Here is a 20,127-nt window from a genome sequence, read left to right as displayed (position 1 = left end):
GCTCACCCTCCGAACAACTTGGTGAAGAAGCCCTTCTTCTCCACGGAGATGAAGCGCATCGGGCGGTCTTCGCCCATGATCCGGGCGACCGCGTCGTCGTAGGCCTGGCCGGCCGGGGACTCGCCGTCCAGGATCACCGGCTCGCCCTTGTTGGAGGCGTTGAGCACGTCGCCGGACTCGGGGATCACGCCGATCGCCTTCAGCCCCAGCACTTCCTCCACATCGGTGATGCTGAGCATCTCGCCGCCTTCCACCCGGCCCGGGCTGTAGCGGGTCAGCAGCAGGAACGCCGGCACGGTCTGGCCTTCCTCGGCCTTGCGGGTCTTGGAGTCGAGCAGGCCGATGATGCGGTCGGAGTCGCGCACCGAGGACACTTCCGGGTTGACCACCACCACCGCGCGGTCGGCGAAGTACATCGCCAGGAACGCGCCCTTCTCGATGCCGGCCGGCGAATCGCAGACGATGTAGTCGAAGCCGTCGGCGGCCAGGTCCTTGAGCACCTTCTCCACGCCGTCCTGGGTCAGCGCGTCCTTGTCGCGGGTCTGCGAGGCGGCCAGCACGTACAGGTTGTCGAAGCGCTTGTCCTTGATCAGCGACTGCTTGAGCGTGGCCTCGCCATGCACCACGTTGACGAAGTCGTACACCACCCGGCGCTCGCAGCCCATGATCAGGTCGAGGTTGCGCAGGCCCACGTCGAAGTCGATCACCGCGACCTTCTTGCCGCGTCGCGCCAGCCCGCAGGCCAGGCTCGCGCTGGTGGTGGTCTTGCCGACGCCGCCCTTGCCGGAGGTGACTACGATAATTTCAGCCAAAGGAATGTCTCCTGATGTTCAGTGGTAGGGCCGCGTCAGTCTTGCGCGGCGATCTTGATCTGGTCCTGCTCCAGCCAGACCTGCACGGCCTTGCCCCGCAGTTCCTTGGGAATATCGTCCAGCACCTTGTAGTGGCCGGCAATGGCGACCAGTTCGGCGTGGAAGTCGCGGCAGAAGATCCGCGCCTCGGTGTTGCCTTGCGCGCCGGCCAGCGCGCGTCCGCGCAGGCTGCCGTAGATGTGGATGCTGCCGTCGGAGATCACCTCGGCGCCGGCGCCGACCGTGGCCACCACGGTCAGGTCGCAGTTCTCCGCGTACAGCTGCTGGCCCGAACGCACCGCGGTCTTCTGCATGCGGCCCGGCTGCGGGCGCGCCGCCGGTGCGGGCGGCGGCGGGGGCGGCGAGACCGGGGCGGGCGCCGCGGCGGGGGCGCCGCCGTCGACGCGCTCGTACTGGGCGCGGAACTTGGCCAGCAGCGGCAGGCCCAGCGCCACCGACAGCTCCTCGATCTCGCGGGTGCCGTAGGCCAGCGCCACCGGCAGCACCCCGGCCTCGCGCAGGCCTTCCAGCAGCGCGCGCGCGGTGGCGGTGTCCGGCGCCTGGGCCAGGCCGCCGAAATCGATGATCACCGCGGCGCGGCCGAACAGCTTGGGCGCGCGCTGCACGCGCTCGCGCATCTCCTGGGTCAGGCGCGCCACGTCCAGGGTGCGGATGCGCAGGTTGGCAATGCCGACCTGGCCGATCTTCAGTTCGCCCGCCTGCTCGAAATCCACGGTCACCGACGACACGCTCAGGTCCCGGTCGGGCGCTGGGCCCGTTGCAGGCGGCGGGCGTGGCCGACCCAGGGCAGGTCGGGCAACTGGTCGCCGTAGGTCTCGCGGACCCAGGCGTAACTGCACAGATCTTTCAACAGCATGCTGGCACGCACCTCCACTTCGTTCATCGTGTTCTGGCCCACTTCGCGGAAACCGAAGCTGCCATGGAACAGCAGCGCCGCATCCGCGCCGTGGTCCAGGAAAACCTCGCACGCCAGCTGCGGGTAGCGCAGCTCGGCATAGCTCTGCACGTCGGCGTAGAACGCGCGGCCGACGCCGCCGCCGCGGCGGCGGCTGGCCACCACGATGCGGTCGATGTAGAAGAACGCGGGGTAGCGTTCGCGGAACCAGGCGAAATTGCTGCTGTCGTGGTCGCCGTCGCCGCCGAAGCCGACCAGGAACCCGGCCAGGTTGCCGTCGCGCTCGGCGACGCGGAAGTATTCTGCGGTCTCGTAGAAGCGGTGCAGCTTGGCCGAATCCAGCGGCAGGATCGCCAGTCCGGCGTTGTTGTTCAGGGCCAGGACCGAATCGAGCTCGTGCTCGCGCACGTCGCGGATGACGATCGACATTGGGACTCCGTTGCTGATGCGCGCGCGGCCAGATGCGGACCGCCTGCCGGATTATCGCACGCGGGACCCGGGGCGGCGAGCCGCGCATGCATGACTTCCGTGGGAGTGCAATGCGCGCCGTTCATCCTAAGATGCGTGCATGTTGGGATATCTCAGCCACACCCGCGTCCTGCGCTATGCCGGCCTGTTCACCTGGGCCATCATCTGCATGCCGCTGCTGTACCTGTACTGGGAGCCGGTCGAGGAATCGAGCCGGATGCCCAGCGGCGAGGTGTGGCTGCTGCTGGCCAGCTATCTGGGCTTCGGCCTGGGCTATTTCCTGCTGACCCGGCGCCTGCACAGCGGCGACGGCGCGCGCTGGTACGACCGCGGCATGCTGGTGCTGCTGACCGTGTGCGCGCTGGCGGTGGGTTACCTGCACCGGTCCGGGCTGGGCAGTATCCTGATGATGGTGGCGGCCGGGGTGATTCCGTGGCTGCTGCCGGTGCGCGCCGGGGTGGCCTGGCTGCTGCTCAGCCAGCTGGCGGTGCTGCCGGTGTACCTGGTGATGGGCTTCCAGGTGTTCGAGGCGCTGATGCAGTCGCTGCTGTACGGCGGCTTCTCGATGTTCATCTTCGTCACCAGCCTGGTCGCCCGGCAGCAGACCCAGGCCCGCGAGGAGCAGCGCCAGCTCAACGCCGAGCTGCGCGCCACCCGCGCGCTGCTGGCCGAGAGCGCGCGGATCAACGAGCGCACCCGCATCTCGCGCGAGCTGCACGACCTGCTCGGCCACCACCTGACCGCGCTGAGCCTGAACCTGGAAGTGGCCGGCCACATCACCGAAGGCCGCGCCCAGGAGCACGTGCACCAGGCGCACACCCTGGCCAAGCTGCTGCTGACCGACGTGCGCGAGGCGGTCAGCCAGCTGCGCGACAGCGGCGCGATCGACCTGGCCGCGGCGCTGCGGCCGCTGGCCGAGCGGGTGCCGGCGCTGCAGATCCACCTGCAGGTGGACGAGCCGCTGACCGTCGAGGACCCGGAGCGCGCGCACGTCTTGCTGCGCTGCACCCAGGAAATCATCACCAACACGGTGCGCCATGCCCAGGCCGACAACCTGTGGATCCAGGTGCGCCGCGACGGCCCGCTGGTGGTGATCCAGGCCCACGACGACGGCCAGGGCTGCGAGACGCTGCTGCCCGGCAACGGCCTGCGCGGCATGCGCGAGCGGCTGAGCCAGTATGGTGGCAGCCTGGAGATCGAAGCGCCGCAGGGCACGGGCTTCCGCCTGCGCGCCGCGGTCCCGAGCGCGGCCGCGTTGCTGCCGTCCGCCGTTCCACAAGGAGTGCTGTGATGATCCGTGTCTGCCTGGTCGACGACCAAACCCTGGTGCGGCAGGGGATCCGCTCGCTGCTGGCGCTGGACGGGGGGATCGAGGTGGTCGCCGAGGCCAACGACGGCCGCCAGGCGGTGGAGCTGATCCCGCAGGTGAAGCCGGACGTGGTCCTGATGGACATGCGCATGCCGGCGATGTCCGGGCTGGAGGCGCTGCAGATGCTGTCGCGCAACGGCACGCTGCCGCCGACCATCATCCTGACCACCTTCGACGACGACCAGCTGGTGCTGGCCGGGCTCAAGGCCGGGGCCAAGGGCTACCTGCTCAAGGACGTGTCGCTGGAACAGCTGGTCGGCGCGATCCGCGCGGTCGCCGCTGGCGGATCGCTGGTGCAGCCGGCGGTGACCCAGCGCCTGCTGTCGGGCCTGGAGCACATGCGCAACGACTTCGTCAGCCTGGACCGGCCGGACCCGCTGACCGACCGCGAGACCGAGATCCTGCGGCTGATGGCCAGCGGCTTCTCCAACAAGGAGATCGCCAACTCGCTGGGCGTGGCCGAGGGCACGATCAAGAACCACGTGTCCAACATCCTGTCCAAGCTGGGCGTGCGCGACCGTACCCGGGCGGTATTGAAGGCGTTCGAGCTGCAACTGGTGTGAAGACGGGACGCCCGGCCAGGCACCGGGCGCCCGCACCCACGCAAGCCCTGTAGGAGCGACTTCAGTCGCGACGAACGAAGCCGTACGCGTACCGACCCTGGAAACGGTCCATACCGACCCCCCGACGTCCCAGCCCCCGGGCAGTGGTCTGGCCGCCCGACCCGGCGGCAGCGCCCGCGCGCCGCCGCCAACGCTTCGCCGCAGCTGCCCTGCCGCAGCGCGGACCGGCCTTCGCTCCAGCCTGTCCCCCGTTGCCCTGGCGACAATGGTCTGGTCGCCCGCAGCGCCGCGCGGCGGCGCCGTGCACGGCGCCTTCGCGGGGTTTTCGCCACTGTGCCGAATTCCGCGCCGCGATCTGCATGACCACGAGCCGCGAAGCCTGCTAGGATGGCCGCTTCGCTTCATTAACCCGGCCGTGGGATCGGCCCCGGAGACCTCCTGAATGACCCGTATTATCGAATTCCTGATCGCACTGGGGATCGTGGCTGGCCTGTTCGTCCTCGTGGGCGTGGTGCTGCCCTCGGAGCGTCACATGTCCGAGAGCGTCGAGACCAACCGGCGCATGACCATCGTCTATGACACGGTGAACAGCTTGCGTCGGTTCAAGGACTGGAACCCTCTGGTGCTGCGCGATCCGCGTATCCAACTGAAGCTCTCCGGTCCCGAAGCCGGCGTCGGCGCCCGTCTCGACTACGCCTCCAACGAGGGCTACATCGGCAAGGGCAGCTGGACCATCACCTCGACCGAGAAGAACAAGCAGGTCGTCATCGGCATCGAAGACGAGAGCAAGGGCACCGACAAGACCACGTCGTTCAAGCTCGAGCCGACCGGCAAGAGCGGCCGCAACGTCAAGATCACCCAGGACTACACGGTCAAGTACGGCTGGGACCTGTTCGGTCGCTATGCCGGCCTGTACGTGAGCCGCCACGTGGGCGACGACATCAAGCTGGGCCTGTCGCGGCTGAGCAACGTGCTGGCCACCGTGCCGAACGTCGACTACCGCGCCGAGGAAACCCCGTTGAAGGACCTGAAGGTCGTCGACGTTCCGGCCGAGGACCTGCTGGTGGTCAACGCCGGCAACATCGACCGCGACAACGAGGCCATCAAGAAGTCCATCAAGGACAACCAGGAGTGGATCAAGCGGGTGATGGACGCCAACGGCCTGGAAGCGGCCGGCCCGGTGCGCATCGTCACCACCGACTTCGGCGCCGACAAGTACGCCTTCGACGTGAGCCAGCCGGTGCGCAAGCGTGCCGGTGGCGCGCCGAAGCCGGACGCCGCCGCCAAGCCGGAAGAGAAGAAGGACGACGCGGCCGCGCCTGCCGCTCCGGTCGACGCCACCCCGGTCGCCGCCAGCGGCGAGCCGCTGAAGCTGACCATCCCGCAGGGCGCGCCGGTGACCTACCTGCGGACCGAAGCGCACCGCTCCGCGTTCGCCGGCTACACCGGCCACATGGCGGGCCTGGATGCGGCGCGCAATGCGGTCCGCGCCTGGGCCGCGACCAGCGGCTACGACGTGACCGACCGTCCGTACGAAGCCTGGAAGGGCGGCGTGGACAAGTCGTTCTCGCCGGAAGGCACGTACGACATCTACTGGGCGATCAAGTAAGCCAGCCGCCCGGATGGATGAGTGACCCCGAAACGCGCCGCATCTTGCGGCGCGTTTCGTTTGTGGGGCCGGAAACCGGCCGCAACGGAGCATCGCCATGCTGAATTTCGATCGTCGCCCGCGCAAGCGGTCCTGGCTGGCCAGTGCCGGCGGCCTGCTGGCGGCTGCCGCGATCGGCTTGTCCGCCTACGCCTCGCACGGCGTGGCCGAGCCGTTGGCGCAGTCGCACCTGCAGACCGCGGCGCTGTACGCCTTCGGCCACGGGCTGGCGCTGGCGGCGCTGGCCCGCGGCAGCGAACGCCTGCTCGGCCGCGCCGCGCTGGCGCTGTTGCTGCTGGGCACGCTGCTGTTCGCCGGCAGCCTGGCCGGCAACGCGCTGGCGCACTGGCCGACCCGGCTGGCCCCGGTCGGCGGCACGACGCTGATGCTGGGCTGGGTGCTGTGGGCGCTGGATGCGTTGAGGCGGTAGAGCGTTGCCTAGATATTCGCGCGGATTCGACACCCAGGCCGCCTACGACCATCTGCGCCGGCGCGACCGCAAGCTCGGCGCGTGGATGCGCCGGATCGGCCCGATCGCGCCGCAGCCGGGCTGGGCCAAGCCGTTCGACCCGGTGGATGCGCTGGCGCGCGCGATCCTGTTCCAGCAACTCAGCGGCAAGGCCGCCGGGACCATCGTCGGCCGCGTCGAAGCGGCGATCGGCAGCGACCGCTTGCACGCCGACACGCTGGCGCGGATCGACGATCCCGGCCTGCGCGCCTGCGGCGTGTCCGGCAACAAGACGCTGGCGCTGCGCGACCTGGCGCGGCGCGAGGCGGCCGGCGAGATCCCCGGCCTGCGGCGGATGGCGACGATGCACCACGACGCGATCGTGGCGGCGCTGCTGCCGATCCGCGGCATCGGCCGTTGGACGGTGGAGATGATGCTGATGTTCCGCCTCGGCCGCCCCGACCTGCTGCCGGTGGACGACCTGGCCATCCGCAAGGGCGCCCAGCGCGTGGACGGGCTGGAACTGCCGCCGACCCCGAAGGAGCTGCTGGCCCGCGGCGAGCGCTGGGGGCCGTACCGCAGCTACGCGAGTTTCTACCTGTGGCGCATCGCCCACGCGGAGCTGGCGGCGATGACCAAGGCGCCGACGCCGCGCTCGCAGGCGTAGGGCAGCGGACGCGGGCGCAGACGGCCCTGGCGTTCTGTAGGAGCGGCTTCAGCCGCGACCGTCGCCTCCTGGCAAGGTCACGGTCGCGGCTGAAGCCGCTCCTGCGAGGCGTGCATCCGTGGTGCACAGCGGGCCATCGGTCGCGCCCGTTCGCGAGCCTGCGTCATCCCTGCGGCAGGTATTTGTCCCACAGCCGGTTGCGGAAACGCCGCTGCGGATCGACGCGGCGCTTGATCCGCGCGAACGCCTCGGCCTCGGGATAGGCCGCGGCGAACTGGCGCGGCGTGGCATGCAGCCGGTACGGCAGGTAGTAGCGGCCGCCGTGCGCCAGCGCCGCGTCGATCAGGTGCCGGGTCCACACCGCCGCGTCCCGGTCCGGCGCGGCGCCGCTGCGCTGCTTGTAGTACAGCACGAAGGAGAACACCGGCTGCGGCGCCCAGCGCAGCAACGACACGGTGTCGGCGGGCGAGTGGCGGATCGAGACGTTGAGCGCGTTGACCTCGTGGCGGCGCAGGATCGCGCCCATCTGCCGCGCGAACGCGGCGAAGGCCGGCAGCGGCAGGAAGTATTCCTGCAGCAGGTAGGTGGACATGCGCCGCGTGCGCGGTTCCAGCGAGCGCGCGTCCAGGCTGGCCTGGCAGTTGCGGCGCATCACCGCCGGCGTGTGCAGCAGCGGGCGGGTCTGGTAGCGCTCGCGCAGCGCGCCGCCCAGCGGCAGCTCCGAGGCCGCCCAGATCAGGTTCTGTTCGCGCGCGTAGTCCTGCCCGCGCGGCACCAGCCGGCGCGCATCGGTGGGCGCGGCGTCGCTGCGCGACCAGGTCACCGCCAGCGGGCGGTCGAACCGCGGCGGCAGCAGGTCGGCGTTGTGCAGCACCGCGCGCGGATCGGCGGCGATGCGTTCGGCGAAGAACGCCGGATACTCCGCCAGCGCCACCTGTTGCGCATGCCGCTCGAGCATGTCGTTGCGCGCCAGCGACAGCTCCACCTCGGTGACCACGCCGAGCCCGCCGTAGCCGCCGATCGCCGCGGCAAACAGTTCGGCATCGTGGGCGCGGTCGAGTTCGTGCACCTGGCCCTGCGCATCGACCAGCTGCAAGGCCTGCACCGTGTGCGCGATCGGCCCGGCATGCAGATAGCGGCCATGGCAATTGACCGCGACCGAGCCGCCGACGCTGAAGTTGCTGTAGCTCTGCATCACCGCCACCGCCAGGTCGTGCGGGTCGATGAGGTCCTGCAGGTCGCGCCAGCGCATGCCGCTGCGCACGCGGATGCGCTGCGCGGCCGGGTCCAGGCGCACCAGGCCGACGAGGTCGCGCAGGTCCAGGTGCAGCGAGCCGGCGGCGCCGATCTGCCCGCCCATGCTGTAGCGCGCGCCGCCGATCGAGACCGCGCCGCGGCTGTCGCGCAGCAGCGCGGCGACCTCGGCCACGCTGCGCGGCCGCGCGATGCGCGCGACCGCGGTGCGGTCGATGCCGGCGATGTCGGCGACCTGCGGCGCGGCGGCGGCATCGCGCCCGCATCCGGGCAGCGCCAATGCCGCGCCCGCGCCGAGCAGGGCGGCGGTTGCGGCGCGACGCCGGGTGTCGATGTGCTCGTCCATAAGCGGTGCGCTCTCAGTGATGTCGGTAGGTGCGGGCCATCAATCCGCGACCAGGTCCAGCTGGGTCTGCACGCGCACCCAGGCATCCTGGCTGGGGTCGTTGAGCGTGGCCTGCAGGGTGTAGGCGCCCAGCGCGTCCGTCGGTTCGAAGCGCAGCTGCAGCGACAGCGGCGCCAGTTCCAGCAGGCCCGCGGCGGCCGGTTTGCCGCCGGTGGTCAGCGGCCGCATCGGTTCCTGCAGCGCGACGCGGCCGTCCGGTCCCAGCATCTGCAGGCGCATCTGCGCGTCGCAGGCGCCGCCGTTGTTGGGGCTGGGCGCGCAGCCCGAATACAGCACGACCACGCGCAGCGGCTCGCCGCGGCGCACCCGGGCGGTCGTGCGCAGCTGCGGGCCGTGGCCGGCATCGGTCTCGGCCCACTCCTGCGCGAAGCGGGCGAACGCCGCTTCGTCGGCGACCTGCAGCGTCGCCGCGAACTGCTTGTCGTGCGCGCGCTCGGCGCTGTCGGGCAGCGGCTTGCCGTGGCGGTCGTGCCACTGCGCGGAGGCGGGCCACGGCAGGGCCAGGCACAGCGCCAGCCACGGCAGGGCGAACCGCGACCGGCCGCTCATGCCTGCGCCTGCGCATGCCAGCGCCAATGCCAGGGCTCGTAGACGATGCCGTGCGGGTTGTCGCGCGGATAGCTCATCCGGTAGCCGAAGTCGGCGGCATGCGCGCGCAGCCAGGCGAAGGCCGGGGTGCGTTCGAAGCTCTCCTCGGCCGGCGGCTCGCCGGGCGTGCCGATGTCCAGCGCGTCGCCGCTGTGGTGCTCGCTGTAGCCGGGCGCGGCGTTGACCTGCAGGATCTGCGGCAGGCTCTGCCCGCGCGCGAACTTGCGCGCGAAGATCCCGAGTTGGTAGTCGTGGCTGCGGTAGCCGGAGATCGCCTCCAGCACCACGCCCTCGCGCGCGGCGGCGCGTTGCAGCGCCTGCCAGGCGCGCGCGGCGCCGGCACTGAGCCACAGCGGGCGCCGGTAGCGGTCGCGGCCGGCGGCGCACAGGGTCGCCGGCTCGGCCTGGATCGGCAGGCCGGTGCGGCGCGCGTAGTCCCCGGCGTCCAGGCCGAGGCTGGCCAGGCGTTCGTGCAGGGCGCTCAGCGGCAGCAACGCATCGTCGTCCGGCTGGCGGCGTGCGGGCAGGGCGTCGAGGCGGTCCAGCGCCGCGTCGATGCCGGGTTCGTGCATCAGCCGCGGCACCAGCGCATGCAGGCCGGGTGCGGAAGCGACGGCGAGATAGCGGCCGTCGCGCTTGCGGCGCAGCAGCCACGTCGCCTGGGCCAGCAGGCGCGCGTCGGCGTTGCCGCGCGCGCGCAGCAGCGCGGCCGGCCACAGTTCGATGCATTCGGTGTTGAGCAGCAGGGCGGGAACGGGGCGCATCCGCACAGGGTAGGGCTAAGCGCTGCGCGCGGCCAGCCGCTGCAGGTCCTGCAGCAGTTGCCGCGGCTGTTCGGGACTCAGCAGCAGCCAGCGCCCGTCGCGCAGCGGCAGCGCCAGCACCCGGCTGGCGTCGGTCAGCAGGCAGAACGCGCGGGTGCCGTTGCGCAGCCGGAAGTGGCCGGACTTGAAGCCCGGCAATGTGTAGGCGACGGTCTTGCGGGCCGGCGCGAATTCGCCGTGTTCGGCCAGGTCCACCACGCGCGCGCGCGCCAGGTCGATCGCCGCGATGTCGGTGCGGGACGTGAACATGCTGGAGCGGACCAGCAGGCAGCGCCCATGCAATCGGATGCCCCGCCGCAGGTAGAACGCATGCAGGAACGCGCCGGTCGCCGCCAGCAACGCCGGGGCGATCCAATGCGCGCCGTGCACGCGGCCGGCGTCGGCCAGCGCGGCGGCGACGACCAGGCCGGCGGCGAGCAGCAGCGGCAGCCACAGGCCCAGCAGCGGCAGGCGCCCGGGCGTGGCGACGCGGTAGTCGCGGGCGGCAGGCGTGGTGCGGGAGGTCCTGTCCATGGCGATCATCGCTGCGCGCCGATCCACTGCGCGGTGTCGGCGATCAGCTGCGCACGCATGTCAGTTCGCCTTCTTGAACACCAGCAGGGTCGGCAGCAGCGGCGCGGCGCTGATCACGTTGACCAGTTCCCAGCCCTGCGCGCCGTGCCGGTCCAGTTCGGCCTGGATCAGTTCGGTGTTCAGGCCGCCGAGGAAGGTGGGCTTCACTTCGACGGTGAGGTAGTTCCAGCGTGTGCTCATGGCGTGGGTTCCTTGTCCTCGCCGGGCTTGGGCAGCCGGCCGGCCTTGCGCAGCGCGTCGCGCAACACGTATTCGATCTGCGCGTTGAGGCTGCGCAGCTCGTCGTCGGCCCAGCGCTGCACCGCCGTCAGCACGTCGGCGTTGATGCGCAGCGGATAGGCCTTCTTCTCGCTCATGCGGGGATCCATTGCGTCCGCGCGGCGGCGGCCGCGCGAAAGGAATGCAACTGGTGCATCAGTACAGCGACCCGGCGTTGACGATCGGCTGCGCGCCGCGGTCCGAGCACAGCACGGTCAGCAGGTTGCTGACCATGTGCGCCTTGCGCTCCTCGTCCAGCTGCACCACGCCGCTCTTCTGCAGTTCGGCCAGCGCCATCTCGACCATGCCCACCGCGCCGGCGACGATGCGCGTGCGCGCGGCGATCACCGCGTTGGCCTGCTGTCGCTGCAGCATCGCCTGGGCGATCTCCGGCGCGTAGGCGAGGTGGCTGATGCGCGCTTCGATCACGTCCACGCCGGCCTGGGTCAGGCGCTCGTCGAGGTGGCGCTTGAGCTGCTCGCTGATCTCGACCGGATGGCTGCGCAGCGAGATCTGGCTGTCCTCGTGCTGGTCGTAGGGGTAGCTGGTGGCCATCGCGCGCAGCGCCGATTCGGACTGGATGTGCACGAAGCTCTCGTAGTCGTCGACGTTGTACACCGCCTCGGACGCATCGATCACCTGCCACACGATTACCGCGGCGATCTCGATCGGGCTGCCGTCCAGTTCGTTGACCTTGAGCCGGCCGCTCTCGAAGTTGCGCACGCGCTGGCTGACCTTCTTCTTCGAATAGAAGGGGTTGTTCCAGCGCAGGCCGTTGTCCTTCACCGTGCCCACGTACTTGCCGAACAGGCTCAGCACCGCGGCCTGGTTCGGCTGCACCGTATACAGGCCGCACAGGCCGAGCAGGGCCGCGGCGCCGAGCAGCAGGGCCAGCAGCGCCAGCGGCAGCGAGGTCGGCCCGCCGGTGGCCGGGTCCTTGATGATGCCGACCACGAACAGCCACAGCGCCACCCCGGCCAGCGCCAGGACGCCGAGCAGGAGCGGAATGCCGGGTAGCGAGCGAAGCATGCGTTCTTTCATGGCGGTGTCCCCCAAGTGTGTGATGGAAAGATATCACTTTGATATCGGTTTGCAAGAGGGTGCCGCGTGCGATGGGGCGCCCCCCCGGGCCGTTAGAATGGCGCCCCTCTTTCCGTGCAGGCACCGCCGCCATGACCACCCTGGGAACCCCGCTGTCCGCTTCCGCCACCCGCGTGCTGCTGCTGGGCTCGGGCGAACTGGGCAAGGAAGTGGCGCTCGAGCTGCAGCGCTTCGGCGTGGAGGTGATCGCCGCCGACCGCTATGCCGATGCGCCGGCGATGCAGGTCGCGCACCGCTCGCACGTGCTGGACATGCTCGACGCGATGGCGCTGCGCGAGCTGATCGCGCGCGAGCAGCCGCACCTGATCGTGCCGGAGATCGAGGCGATCCACACCGAGACGCTGGTGGCGCTGGAGCGCGACCACGGCCAGCGGGTGATCCCGACCGCGCGCGCGGCGCGGCTGACCATGGACCGCGAAGGCATCCGCCGCCTGGCCGCCGAGACGCTGGGCCTGCCGACCTCGCCGTACCGCTTCGTCGACACGCCGGAGGAATACCGCGCCGCGATCGCCGCGGTCGGCCTGCCGTGCGTGGTCAAGCCGGTGATGTCGTCCTCGGGCAAGGGCCAGAGCACGCTGCGCAGCGAGGCGGACATCGACGCGGCCTGGGAATACGCGCAGACCGGCGGCCGCGCCGGCGCCGGCCGCTGCATCGTCGAGGGCTTCATCGACTTCGACTACGAGATCACCCTGCTGACCGTGCGCCATGCCGGCGGCACGTCGTTCTGCGACCCGATCGGGCACTGGCAGAAGGACGGCGACTACCGCGAGAGCTGGCAGCCGCAGCCGATGTCGGCGCTGGCGCTGCAGCGCGCGCAGGACATCGCGCGCGCAGTCACCGACGACCTCGGCGGCTGGGGCCTGTTCGGCGTGGAACTGTTCGTCAAGGGCGATGCGGTGTGGTTCAGCGAGGTGTCGCCGCGGCCGCACGACACCGGTCTGGTCACCCTGGTCTCGCAGGAACTGAGCGAGTTCGCGCTGCACGCGCGCGCGATCCTGGGCCTGCCGATCCCGGTCATCCGGCAGAGCGGGCCGTCGGCCTCCTGCGCGCTGCTGGCGCATGGCGAAGGCGTGCCGCTGTTCGGCAACGTCGCCGCCGCGCTGCAGGCCCCGGACACCGCGCTGCGCCTGTTCGGCAAGCCCAGCGTGCACGGCCACCGCCGCGTCGGCGTGACCCTGGCGCGCGGCGCCAGCATCGACGAAGCGCGGCAGACCGCCCGCGACGCCGCCGCCGCGCTGAGCATTGAGCTGAAGGTCTGAGCGCGCAGCCTTTCCGAATCCCCAATCCCCCAATCGCTGCTCTTCACCCCGGTGGCGCGAACCGTGCCGCCGCCAGGCGGATGCTCCACACCAGTTCCACCATCGCCAGGTTGTTGAGCAGCGCCTCGCCGCCGAGGATCAGCCAATAGCCGGCGCCATCCACCCAGAACGGGACGAACGACCAGTCCGGCAGCAGCAGCTGCGGTTCGCTGTAGAACGACACGTAGCCTTGCGCCCCGCTCCAGCCGCGGGCGCTCTGCCGCTGCGCGAAACCGGAGAAATCGGCCGCGGCCACGCTCAGCGTGTCGGCCTCGTCCTGGCGCAGCCCGGACTGGCCCAGGCAGAAGCCGCCGTCGGAGGCGAGCACCGCGCGGCGTTCGGCCGACAGCGGCGCGATCACGTGCTGGGCGAAATCGTCCAGGCGGATCTCCGGGCCGGGCACCGGGCGACGCAGCAACTGGATCCACTGCCGCTCGCGCGCCTCGGCCAGCAGGCGCTGCGCGTCGCCCTCCACGCGCGTGCGCCACTCCGGCAGCGACAAGGCGCCGTGCGCGCTGAGCAGCAGTTGCAACGCGCGCTGCATGCGGTCCGGCGCGGCGCTGGCGAAGCCATGCAGCACGCCATGCGGCGTGGGCATCAGCCAGAGGGGATCTTCGTCGTTCATGGCCGCTGGCCTGCGTTGGAAAGGGGCAGTTCGGCGCCGACGCTGCGGCCGCCGAGCAGATCGCGCTGTTGCAGCCAGCGCGCGGTACGGTCCCAGCGGTCGCCCAGGGCGAGCGCGTGGCGGCGCAGTTCGCGGCTGGCGAGCATGAAGGCGAGCTTGTCCTGGCAACTGATGCAGTAGTCGAGGAACTCGCGCTCGCAGCGCGCCGCGGTCAGCGGCGCGCCGTCGCACAGCGCCTCCACCACCTCGCGCACCATGCGCCGCGAATGGTCGGGGCTGGCCCGGCGCACCCGCGCCGGCACATCGGCGGACGGCCGTGCCAGCACGCTCCAGCGCGTGGCCAGGGCATTGATCGGCAGCAGCGCATGGCCTTGGCTGTGGCGCTGGAAGGCTTCGGCCACGTGCGGGGCCAGATGCGCGGCCGCCATCTGCAGCGCCACCTGGCGCAACGCCGCATCGTGCCGCGGCAGCGCCACGAACAGGTCGGCGAGCACGCCCTGCGCCGGCTCGTTGTCGCGCAACTGCAGCGCCGCATGCAGGCGCGCCAGGTGCGCGGCGGCGTCGCGCGGATCGCGCAGCAGCGCGCGCGCGTGGGTGCGCATCACCAAGCGGGCCGGATCGGGAACAACACGGTTGGCCATGGCGGTGCTCAATCCAGCAGGGTGTCGATCAGGTCGATCATGAATTCCGCGTCCTCCATGCCCATCGCCTCGAAGCCCTGCTCCAGCCCGAGCGCGTCGAGCAGCGTCTGGTCCTCGCGGTGCGCGGCATCGCCCAGCGCCAGCAACTGCGCCTGCAGCGCGGGCAGCTGCGCGGCGACGCGTGGATGCGCCAACAGCACGTGGCCGATGTCGCACAGCGCGCTCTCCACCAGCGGCCGCAGCCGCTCGCGGGTCAGCCGCGACAGGCGGCGGTAGGCGTCGGCCAGGAACAGGCCGGCATCGGCTTCGCCTTCCAGCAGCAGCCGCGCCACCGCGGCGTAGCTGCTGGCCGGCCGCCAGGCGATGCGTTCCGGATCGAGGTCGGCCGGCTCCAGCAGGCGCAGCGCGATCAGGCGCACGTCGTGGTTGTCGGTCAGCGCGATGCGGCAGCCGTAGGCCAGGTCTTCGATGCAGTGCGCCGGCGCGTCCGCGGCGGTGGCGATCACCACTTCGTCGGCGCGGCCACGCGGACGCGCCAGCGGCAGGTAGCCACGCGCGCGGATCAGGTGGCTGGCGTCGAACGGGCTCGCATACACCAGATCGATCTCGCCATGGTCCAGCCATCGTTTCTGCTCGGCGGCGTCGGCCGGCATCAGCAGGTGCAGGCGGACGCCTGCGCGGCGCTGCAGCGCAGTGCTGAGCAGGTACCAGCCGCCGAAGTTCTCCGGCGCGAAGTCCGGCGCGACCAGGAAATCCAGGCTCATGCCGGGCTCTCCGCGCGTTCGTCCTGCAGCCACTGCGCGTACAGCGGTTGCAGCGCCTCGATCCGGCGCCGCGAGGGCTTGCGCCGCACCGAGGTGAAGCCGACCACCTTGCCGTTGCGCACGTTCGGCAGCGCGGTGGCGTAGACCCAGTAGCAGGCGCCGTCGCGGCGCAGGTTCTTGACGTAGCCGTGCCATTTCTCGCCGCCCAGCACCGTGTCCCACAGGTCGGCGAACGCGCGCCTGGGCATGTCCGGATGGCGCAGGATGCAGTGCGGCGCGCCGATCAGCGCCTCTCGCGGCCAGCCGCTGAGTTCGACGAAGGCGTCGTTGGCATGGGTGATGACGCCGTCCAGGTCGGTGCGCGAGACGATCAGGCGCCCGTCGGGGTAGGGCACCTCGCGTTCGCTCCAGTACACCCGGCGGCGGTTGCCGTCGTGGTAGCGCAGCTCGGCGCTGCGGTGCGGTTCGTGCGGCGGATCCATCGGCGGCAGCGGCATGGCGGTGCGCTCCTAGAGGATCTGCTGCAGCGCCTGGGCGGCGCGCTTGATGTCCAGGAACACCAGGCCGAGCTTGGCGCTGGGCTTGGCCAGCACGGTCAGCACCGCCTCGCGCCCGGCCGCGCTCATGATCACGTAGCCGAGGTCGCCCTGGATCAGCACCCGTTCCAGCGGCCCGCGCGCCAGCTCGCGCGCGCTGCGCTCGCCCAGCGCCAGCAGCGCCGCGGACATCGCGCCGACGCGGTCCTCGTCCATGCCCTGCGGCATCGCCGAGGCGATCATCAGGCCATCCAGGGAGATCAGCGCCGAGGCCTCGATGTCGGCGGTGGCGCCGTTGAGTCCCTCCAGCGCCTGTTGCAGCTGTTGCGTTCGCATGCTCGCTATCCGGTGACGCATCCCGACGGGGTGCGGGATGCATTGGATAGCGTTTGCGCGCGCTTGCCCTTGATCTGGATCAAGGCCGGGGCGCTGGATTCGCGCCGGCCCGGGTCAGCTCAGGCGCCGCCTGCCCGCCAGCGGCACGAACCCCCAATCCCGAATCCCGAATCACGGCCCCCCAACATCCACCCACACCAGATGATGGTCGCTGCCGTCGGCGATCGCCGCGGCCGGAGCGCTGGAGGCCGGCCAGAACACGCCGCTGTCCAGGTAGCGGAAACCGACCGACGGCAGCACGTAGTCCAGCCGCATCGCGCCGGCCTTGGGGCCGAAATCGCCGGTGACCTGCGCCGGCGAGCCGCGGCGGGCGATGCCCTGGGCGGCATAGGCGCGCGCGGTTTCCTCGCCGCCGGCGCTGCGCGGGGTCGGGTAGCGCAGCACGCGCGGGTGCTCGATCAGTTCTCGAATGGCGTCGTGGCGGCCGTCGCCGTCGACCGGATCGTTGTTGAGATCGCCGAGGATCACGAAGCGCGCGTCGGCGGCCAGGCCGCCGCAACGGCCGGCGTCGTCGCACAGCCAGGACGCGGTGCCGGTGCCGCCGAGGTACTCGCGCCACAGCCTCAGCTCGTCGTGGTTGCGCGCCGCGTTGCGTTTCTCCGCGCCGTCGAACACCGGCGGGGTGGGGTGCGCGACCAGCGCGTGCACCACGCCCAGCGGCGTGCGCACCGGCACGTCCCAATGCGACTTCGACGACAGCCGCAGCTGCGCCCAGATCGCGTCGCGGTAGAACGCGCGGCCGCTGGCCGGATCGGTCGGCCGCAGCGCGTCGGGCATCGCGCTCCACTTCAGCAGGCGGAAACTGCGCACCGCGTCGGCGTCGATCGGGTATTTGGACAGCAGCAGCATGCCGTACTGGCCGGGATGCAGGCCGTAGCCCCAGGCGTCGTTGCCGCGCGCGCGGCCGGCGCCGCCGACGCTGCCGTCGTTGTCCAGGTCCAGGCCGCTGGGCACGCCGGTGTTCACCGCCGCCAGGTAGCGGTAGGGATAGCGCAGCGCGGCGCCGCCGCCGGGCTGGGCCACTTCCAGGTAGCGCTGCTGGAACAGGTCGGCGGCGCGGTGCGCCTCGTCGTAGTCGAACTCGTTGAGCAGCACCAGGTCCGGGCGCACCTGCTGCAGCACCGCGGCGATCTTGCGCGCGTGCGCGCTGTCGCCCTGCAGTTCGGCGATCAGGCCGCCGTCCTCGTCCGAGTACAGCGAGGTGTTGTAGGTGGCCAGGCGCAGCGTCGCAGTCGCAGTCGCAGGCGCGGCGGGTGCGGCGGTGGTGGCGGTCGGGGTGGGCCCGGTGTGCGCGCAGGCGCCGCACAGCAGGGTCAGGGCAAGCAACAGGGCACGTGGGTTCATGCGCGCAGTTTCGCATGCGGCGCATGTCCGAACGATGGCGTCGCGGCGGCGGGCGGTCGCTTGCCGAGCGGTGCGGGCCAGGGGAGGGCGCGTGCGGGCGCGCCGCCGCGCTCAGTCGCCGAGGCGGCCGGCGTAGTCGTCGAACGCGCGCCAGCTGCGCCCGTCGTAGGCCTGCAGCGGCCGGAAGCGGCGCTTGTAGTCCATCTTCTGGTGGCCGCGGATCCAGTAGCCCAGGTACAGGTGGCTCAGGCCTTCGCGCCTGGCCCATTCGATCTGGTGCAGGATCGCCAGCGTGCCCAGACCGCGCCCGGCGGCGTCGGGATCGTAGAAGGTGTAGACCGCCGACAGCGCCTGTTCGGCGATGTCGGTCACCGCCACGCCGAGCAGCGGGCCGCGCTGCCCGTCCGCGGTCTTCTGGCGCATTTCCAGGAAACGCCCGTGCGACCAGCGGCCGATCAGGAACTGGTCGAACTCGTGCGCGCCGTGTTCGTCCATGCCGCCGCCGGGGTGGCGCATGCGCAGGTAGCGCTGGTACAGGGCCAATTGTTCCTCGCTGCGTTCGGCGGCGACGATGCGCATGTCGATGTCGGCATTGCGCGCCAGGCAGCGGCGCTGGCTGCGGTCGGGCACGAACTCGGCGACCGGGATGCGCACCGCCACGCAGGCGCGGCAGTGGTCGCAATGCGGCCGGTAGACCAGGTCGCCGGAACGCCGGAAGCCCCAGCTCAGCGCCAGCGGATACAGCGCGCCCAGGCGCGGGTCGTGCGGGTCCAGCACCAGGTCGCGCGCCTGCCGTTCGGGCCAGTAGCCGCACGCGTGCTGGCCGGTCTGGAACAGCCGCAGGTCGTCGCTGACGTCGGTATGGATGGCCATGCGAGGAGCATAGCGCTTCGCGATCGCAGCGGCCGCGACTGTCCGCCGCATGAATGCGCCCGGGCGCGGGTCAACCACGCCGGCAGCGGGGCGTTGATTGCAGTGAAGGCGCCGCTGCGCCGGCCCGCGTCGCGGTCCGGGCGTTCTGCGCTGGTGATGCCGGACGCGCCTGTTGAGCCGGCACCGTTCCTTAGCTTTCCCTCAGGGAGTTTTCCATGAATCATCGCAATCCGCTGCTCGCCCTGGCCATGCTCGCCGTGCTGTCCGGCGGCGCCTATGCCGCCAACCCGCCGCCGCCGTCGGGCCCGGCCGCGCCGGCCGATGCCGGCGGCTTCGCCAAGCTCGACAAGAACGGCGACGGCGTCGTCGATCGCAGCGAGGCCGCGGCCAACCCGCGCCTGGCCGAGCACTTCGATGCGCTGGACAAGAACCACGACGGCAAGCTGACCCCCGACGAATTCCCGCGCCACGGCCGCCGTGGCGAGCGCGGCGGGCATGGCGCGCTGCTGGCCAAGCTGGACACCAACAAGGACGGCCGCATCAGCCGCGAAGAAGCCAAGGCCGATCCGAAGTTCGCCGAGCGCTTCGACAAGATGGACGCGAACAAGGACGGCTTCGTCGACCGCGCCGATTTCGAGCTGCGCGCCAAGCAGCATCGCGACGAATGGTTCGCCAAGGCCGACACCAACAAGGACGGCATGCTCAGCCGCGCCGAGTTCGATGCCGCGCAGTCCATGCGGATGCACAAGCCGGACCGGATGCCTGGCCACAAGCCGGGCGCGAAGCCGGCGCCGGGCGCACCCGACGCGAACTGACCGCTCCACCCGCAACAAGGCGCCGATCGACACCGCCCCTGCGCCGCAATGCGCAGGGGCGTTTTTATTGCCGGGTACCGGAACGCATCCGGAGTCGCTTGCGCGCGCCAGCCACAACCAACGCTGGCGAACACATCCCGCGGCTGCGGGATAGCGGCTTCGGCGGCTGTCGGAGGTGAAGCCGCTCCAGCAGTGCACCAGCCAGTTCAGCGCGCGTTTGTAGGAGCGGTTTCAACCGCGACAGGAACCGGCCCTGGGGAACGGACTTGCACAGCCCCGCCGAGGCTGACGACCGAGCGCCCGAGACCATCCGAAGCCTTCCGCAAGAACAGGAAGGTTTTTCTGCCAGGCGGCTCGGTTGCCGCGTTTCAGTTGCCGCGCTGCGCCGGCTGCACCCGTACCCGCACTTCGTCGTCGTCGGTGGCCGGCGCGGGCTGCGCCGCCGGTGCGTTGGCCGGCGCCGCGACCGGCGCCGCGACCGGCGCCGGCGCCTGGTTGCCGCGATGGCGCAGCACCGTCACCAGCGCCACCGCGCCGATCGCCAGCAGCAGCGCGACGCGGATGCGCCACGCCCAGCGCTTGCCGCTGTCAGGCACCGCCTGCGAACGGAATTCGCTCAGGTACGGCAGGGTCTGCGCCGGGTCCTGGCGGGTGCTGTCGATCAGGCCGGATTCGCGCAGCAGCGCACGCGCGCGCGGCTGGTCGTCGGCATGCACCACCCACACCGTCGGCTGCGCCTGCGTCGCCATCGGCTCGAGGTAGCTGAACTGGCCGCTACGCCGGCTGCGGTAGGAGCGGCCGTTGCTCAGCCGCACCTCGATGCCTTGCTCGCGCAGCAGCTTGGCCACGCCTTCGGCGGTTTCCACGCGCTGGCTGCTGAAGATCTGCCGCATCGTCGTCG

Annotated in this window: 25 protein-coding genes; 7 read left to right on the top strand and 18 right to left on the bottom strand. The window is 71.2% G+C overall.

Going from position 1 to position 20,127, the window contains the following annotated elements:
* Nucleotides 1-2: 2 nt before the first annotated feature.
* From minD to OCJ37_RS14780, 3 genes are read right to left on the bottom strand one after another with little or no spacing between them, the layout of a single operon-like run.
* Nucleotides 3-812: a septum site-determining protein MinD gene (gene minD / locus OCJ37_RS14790; RefSeq protein WP_263110479.1), complete on the bottom strand. Its 810-nt coding sequence runs from the start codon at nt 810-812 to the stop codon at nt 3-5.
* Between the two features lie 35 nt (nt 813-847).
* A complete protein-coding gene (gene minC, locus OCJ37_RS14785) occupies nt 848-1,600 on the bottom strand; it encodes a septum site-determining protein MinC (protein ID WP_263110478.1) in 753 nt (250 codons plus the stop codon).
* Nucleotides 1,601-1,602: 2 nt separating this feature from the next.
* A complete protein-coding gene (locus tag OCJ37_RS14780; protein ID WP_263110477.1) occupies nt 1,603-2,196 on the bottom strand; it encodes a GNAT family N-acetyltransferase in 594 nt (197 codons plus the stop codon).
* A gap of 139 nt (nt 2,197-2,335) precedes the next feature.
* On the opposite strand from OCJ37_RS14780, the gene OCJ37_RS14775 reads away from it, so the two are divergent.
* From OCJ37_RS14775 to OCJ37_RS14755, 5 genes are all read left to right on the top strand, one after another.
* Nucleotides 2,336-3,526, top strand: a complete 1,191-nt coding sequence (locus OCJ37_RS14775; protein WP_263110476.1) for a sensor histidine kinase — start codon at nt 2,336-2,338, stop codon at nt 3,524-3,526.
* Nucleotides 3,526-4,167, top strand: coding sequence for a response regulator (locus OCJ37_RS14770; protein ID WP_263110475.1), 642 nt, complete (start codon nt 3,526-3,528; stop codon nt 4,165-4,167). The genes OCJ37_RS14775 and OCJ37_RS14770 overlap by 1 nt, the downstream gene beginning before the upstream one ends.
* Nucleotides 4,168-4,609: 442 nt before the next feature.
* Nucleotides 4,610-5,776 carry a polyketide cyclase gene (locus tag OCJ37_RS14765; protein WP_263110474.1) on the top strand — a complete coding sequence of 389 codons (1,167 nt, stop codon included), beginning with the start codon at nt 4,610-4,612 and terminating at the stop codon, nt 5,774-5,776.
* Nucleotides 5,777-5,873: 97 nt separating this feature from the next.
* A complete protein-coding gene (locus tag OCJ37_RS14760; RefSeq protein ID WP_263110473.1) occupies nt 5,874-6,245 on the top strand; it encodes a DUF423 domain-containing protein in 372 nt (123 codons plus the stop codon).
* Between the two features lie 4 nt (nt 6,246-6,249).
* Nucleotides 6,250-6,930: a DNA-3-methyladenine glycosylase family protein gene (locus OCJ37_RS14755; protein WP_263110472.1), complete on the top strand. Its 681-nt coding sequence runs from the start codon at nt 6,250-6,252 to the stop codon at nt 6,928-6,930.
* A gap of 163 nt (nt 6,931-7,093) precedes the next feature.
* Here the strand turns inward: OCJ37_RS14755 and OCJ37_RS14750 are convergent, their stop codons facing one another.
* The 7 genes from OCJ37_RS14750 to OCJ37_RS14720 are packed head-to-tail and all read right to left on the bottom strand — an operon-like array spanning nt 7,094 to nt 11,874.
* Nucleotides 7,094-8,530: an FAD-binding oxidoreductase gene (locus OCJ37_RS14750; protein WP_263110471.1), complete on the bottom strand. Its 1,437-nt coding sequence runs from the start codon at nt 8,528-8,530 to the stop codon at nt 7,094-7,096.
* Between the two features lie 39 nt (nt 8,531-8,569).
* Entirely contained in the window at nt 8,570-9,139 is a 570-nt protein-coding gene (locus tag OCJ37_RS14745) for a hypothetical protein (protein ID WP_263110470.1), read from the bottom strand.
* Entirely contained in the window at nt 9,136-9,942 is an 807-nt protein-coding gene (locus OCJ37_RS14740) for a M15 family metallopeptidase (protein WP_263110469.1), read from the bottom strand. The genes OCJ37_RS14745 and OCJ37_RS14740 overlap by 4 nt, the downstream gene beginning before the upstream one ends.
* Before the next feature lie 15 nt (nt 9,943-9,957).
* Nucleotides 9,958-10,515 (bottom strand): PH domain-containing protein, encoded by a 558-nt coding sequence (locus OCJ37_RS14735; RefSeq protein ID WP_263110468.1) that lies wholly within the window; start codon nt 10,513-10,515, stop codon nt 9,958-9,960.
* Between the two features lie 60 nt (nt 10,516-10,575).
* On the bottom strand, nt 10,576-10,755 hold the full coding sequence (locus OCJ37_RS14730) for a DUF4177 domain-containing protein (RefSeq protein WP_263110467.1): 180 nt from the start codon (nt 10,753-10,755) through the stop codon (nt 10,576-10,578).
* Nucleotides 10,752-10,931 carry a type II toxin-antitoxin system antitoxin gene (locus OCJ37_RS14725; protein ID WP_263110466.1) on the bottom strand — a complete coding sequence of 60 codons (180 nt, stop codon included), beginning with the start codon at nt 10,929-10,931 and terminating at the stop codon, nt 10,752-10,754. The genes OCJ37_RS14730 and OCJ37_RS14725 overlap by 4 nt, the downstream gene beginning before the upstream one ends.
* 58 nt (nt 10,932-10,989) lie before the next feature.
* On the bottom strand, nt 10,990-11,874 hold the full coding sequence (locus OCJ37_RS14720) for an SPFH domain-containing protein (RefSeq protein ID WP_263110465.1): 885 nt from the start codon (nt 11,872-11,874) through the stop codon (nt 10,990-10,992).
* Between the two features lie 131 nt (nt 11,875-12,005).
* Between OCJ37_RS14720 and purT the strand changes: the two genes are divergently transcribed.
* On the top strand, nt 12,006-13,193 hold the full coding sequence (purT, locus tag OCJ37_RS14715) for a formate-dependent phosphoribosylglycinamide formyltransferase (RefSeq protein ID WP_263110464.1): 1,188 nt from the start codon (nt 12,006-12,008) through the stop codon (nt 13,191-13,193).
* Nucleotides 13,194-13,236: 43 nt separating this feature from the next.
* On the opposite strand, the gene OCJ37_RS14710 is transcribed toward purT, so the two are convergent.
* The 7 genes from OCJ37_RS14710 to OCJ37_RS14680 form a co-directional block, all read right to left on the bottom strand.
* Nucleotides 13,237-13,857 carry a hypothetical protein gene (locus tag OCJ37_RS14710; protein ID WP_263110463.1) on the bottom strand — a complete coding sequence of 207 codons (621 nt, stop codon included), beginning with the start codon at nt 13,855-13,857 and terminating at the stop codon, nt 13,237-13,239.
* Nucleotides 13,854-14,498 (bottom strand): hypothetical protein, encoded by a 645-nt coding sequence (locus OCJ37_RS14705; RefSeq protein WP_263110462.1) that lies wholly within the window; start codon nt 14,496-14,498, stop codon nt 13,854-13,856. The genes OCJ37_RS14710 and OCJ37_RS14705 overlap by 4 nt, the downstream gene beginning before the upstream one ends.
* Nucleotides 14,499-14,506: 8 nt before the next feature.
* Complete coding sequence (locus tag OCJ37_RS14700) at nt 14,507-15,262, bottom strand: PhnD/SsuA/transferrin family substrate-binding protein (protein ID WP_263110461.1); 756 nt, start codon at nt 15,260-15,262, stop codon at nt 14,507-14,509.
* Nucleotides 15,259-15,759, bottom strand: a complete 501-nt coding sequence (locus OCJ37_RS14695) for a PAS domain-containing protein (protein ID WP_263110460.1) — start codon at nt 15,757-15,759, stop codon at nt 15,259-15,261. Before OCJ37_RS14695 ends, OCJ37_RS14700 begins: the two co-directional genes overlap by 4 nt.
* Nucleotides 15,760-15,771: 12 nt before the next feature.
* On the bottom strand, nt 15,772-16,155 hold the full coding sequence (locus OCJ37_RS14690; protein WP_317633194.1) for a roadblock/LC7 domain-containing protein: 384 nt from the start codon (nt 16,153-16,155) through the stop codon (nt 15,772-15,774).
* 150 nt (nt 16,156-16,305) lie between these two features.
* Nucleotides 16,306-17,538 (bottom strand): endonuclease/exonuclease/phosphatase family protein, encoded by a 1,233-nt coding sequence (locus OCJ37_RS14685; RefSeq protein WP_263110458.1) that lies wholly within the window; start codon nt 17,536-17,538, stop codon nt 16,306-16,308.
* Nucleotides 17,539-17,649: 111 nt separating this feature from the next.
* The gene (locus OCJ37_RS14680; RefSeq protein ID WP_263110457.1) at nt 17,650-18,489 is read right to left on the bottom strand and encodes an arginyltransferase; all 840 of its coding nucleotides are present in this window, start codon (nt 18,487-18,489) and stop codon (nt 17,650-17,652) included.
* A gap of 137 nt (nt 18,490-18,626) precedes the next feature.
* Between OCJ37_RS14680 and OCJ37_RS14675 the strand changes: the two genes are divergently transcribed.
* Complete coding sequence (locus OCJ37_RS14675; RefSeq protein ID WP_263110456.1) at nt 18,627-19,226, top strand: EF-hand domain-containing protein; 600 nt, start codon at nt 18,627-18,629, stop codon at nt 19,224-19,226.
* A gap of 368 nt (nt 19,227-19,594) precedes the next feature.
* Here the strand turns inward: OCJ37_RS14675 and OCJ37_RS14670 are convergent, their stop codons facing one another.
* Nucleotides 19,595-20,119 (bottom strand): putative signal transducing protein, encoded by a 525-nt coding sequence (locus OCJ37_RS14670; RefSeq protein ID WP_263110455.1) that lies wholly within the window; start codon nt 20,117-20,119, stop codon nt 19,595-19,597.
* Nucleotides 20,120-20,127: the final 8 nt, after the last annotated feature.

Source organism: Xanthomonas sp. AM6, assembly GCF_025665335.1.
Classification (GTDB): domain Bacteria; phylum Pseudomonadota; class Gammaproteobacteria; order Xanthomonadales; family Xanthomonadaceae; genus Xanthomonas_A.
This window is presented reverse-complemented; position numbering and strand designations above follow the sequence as displayed.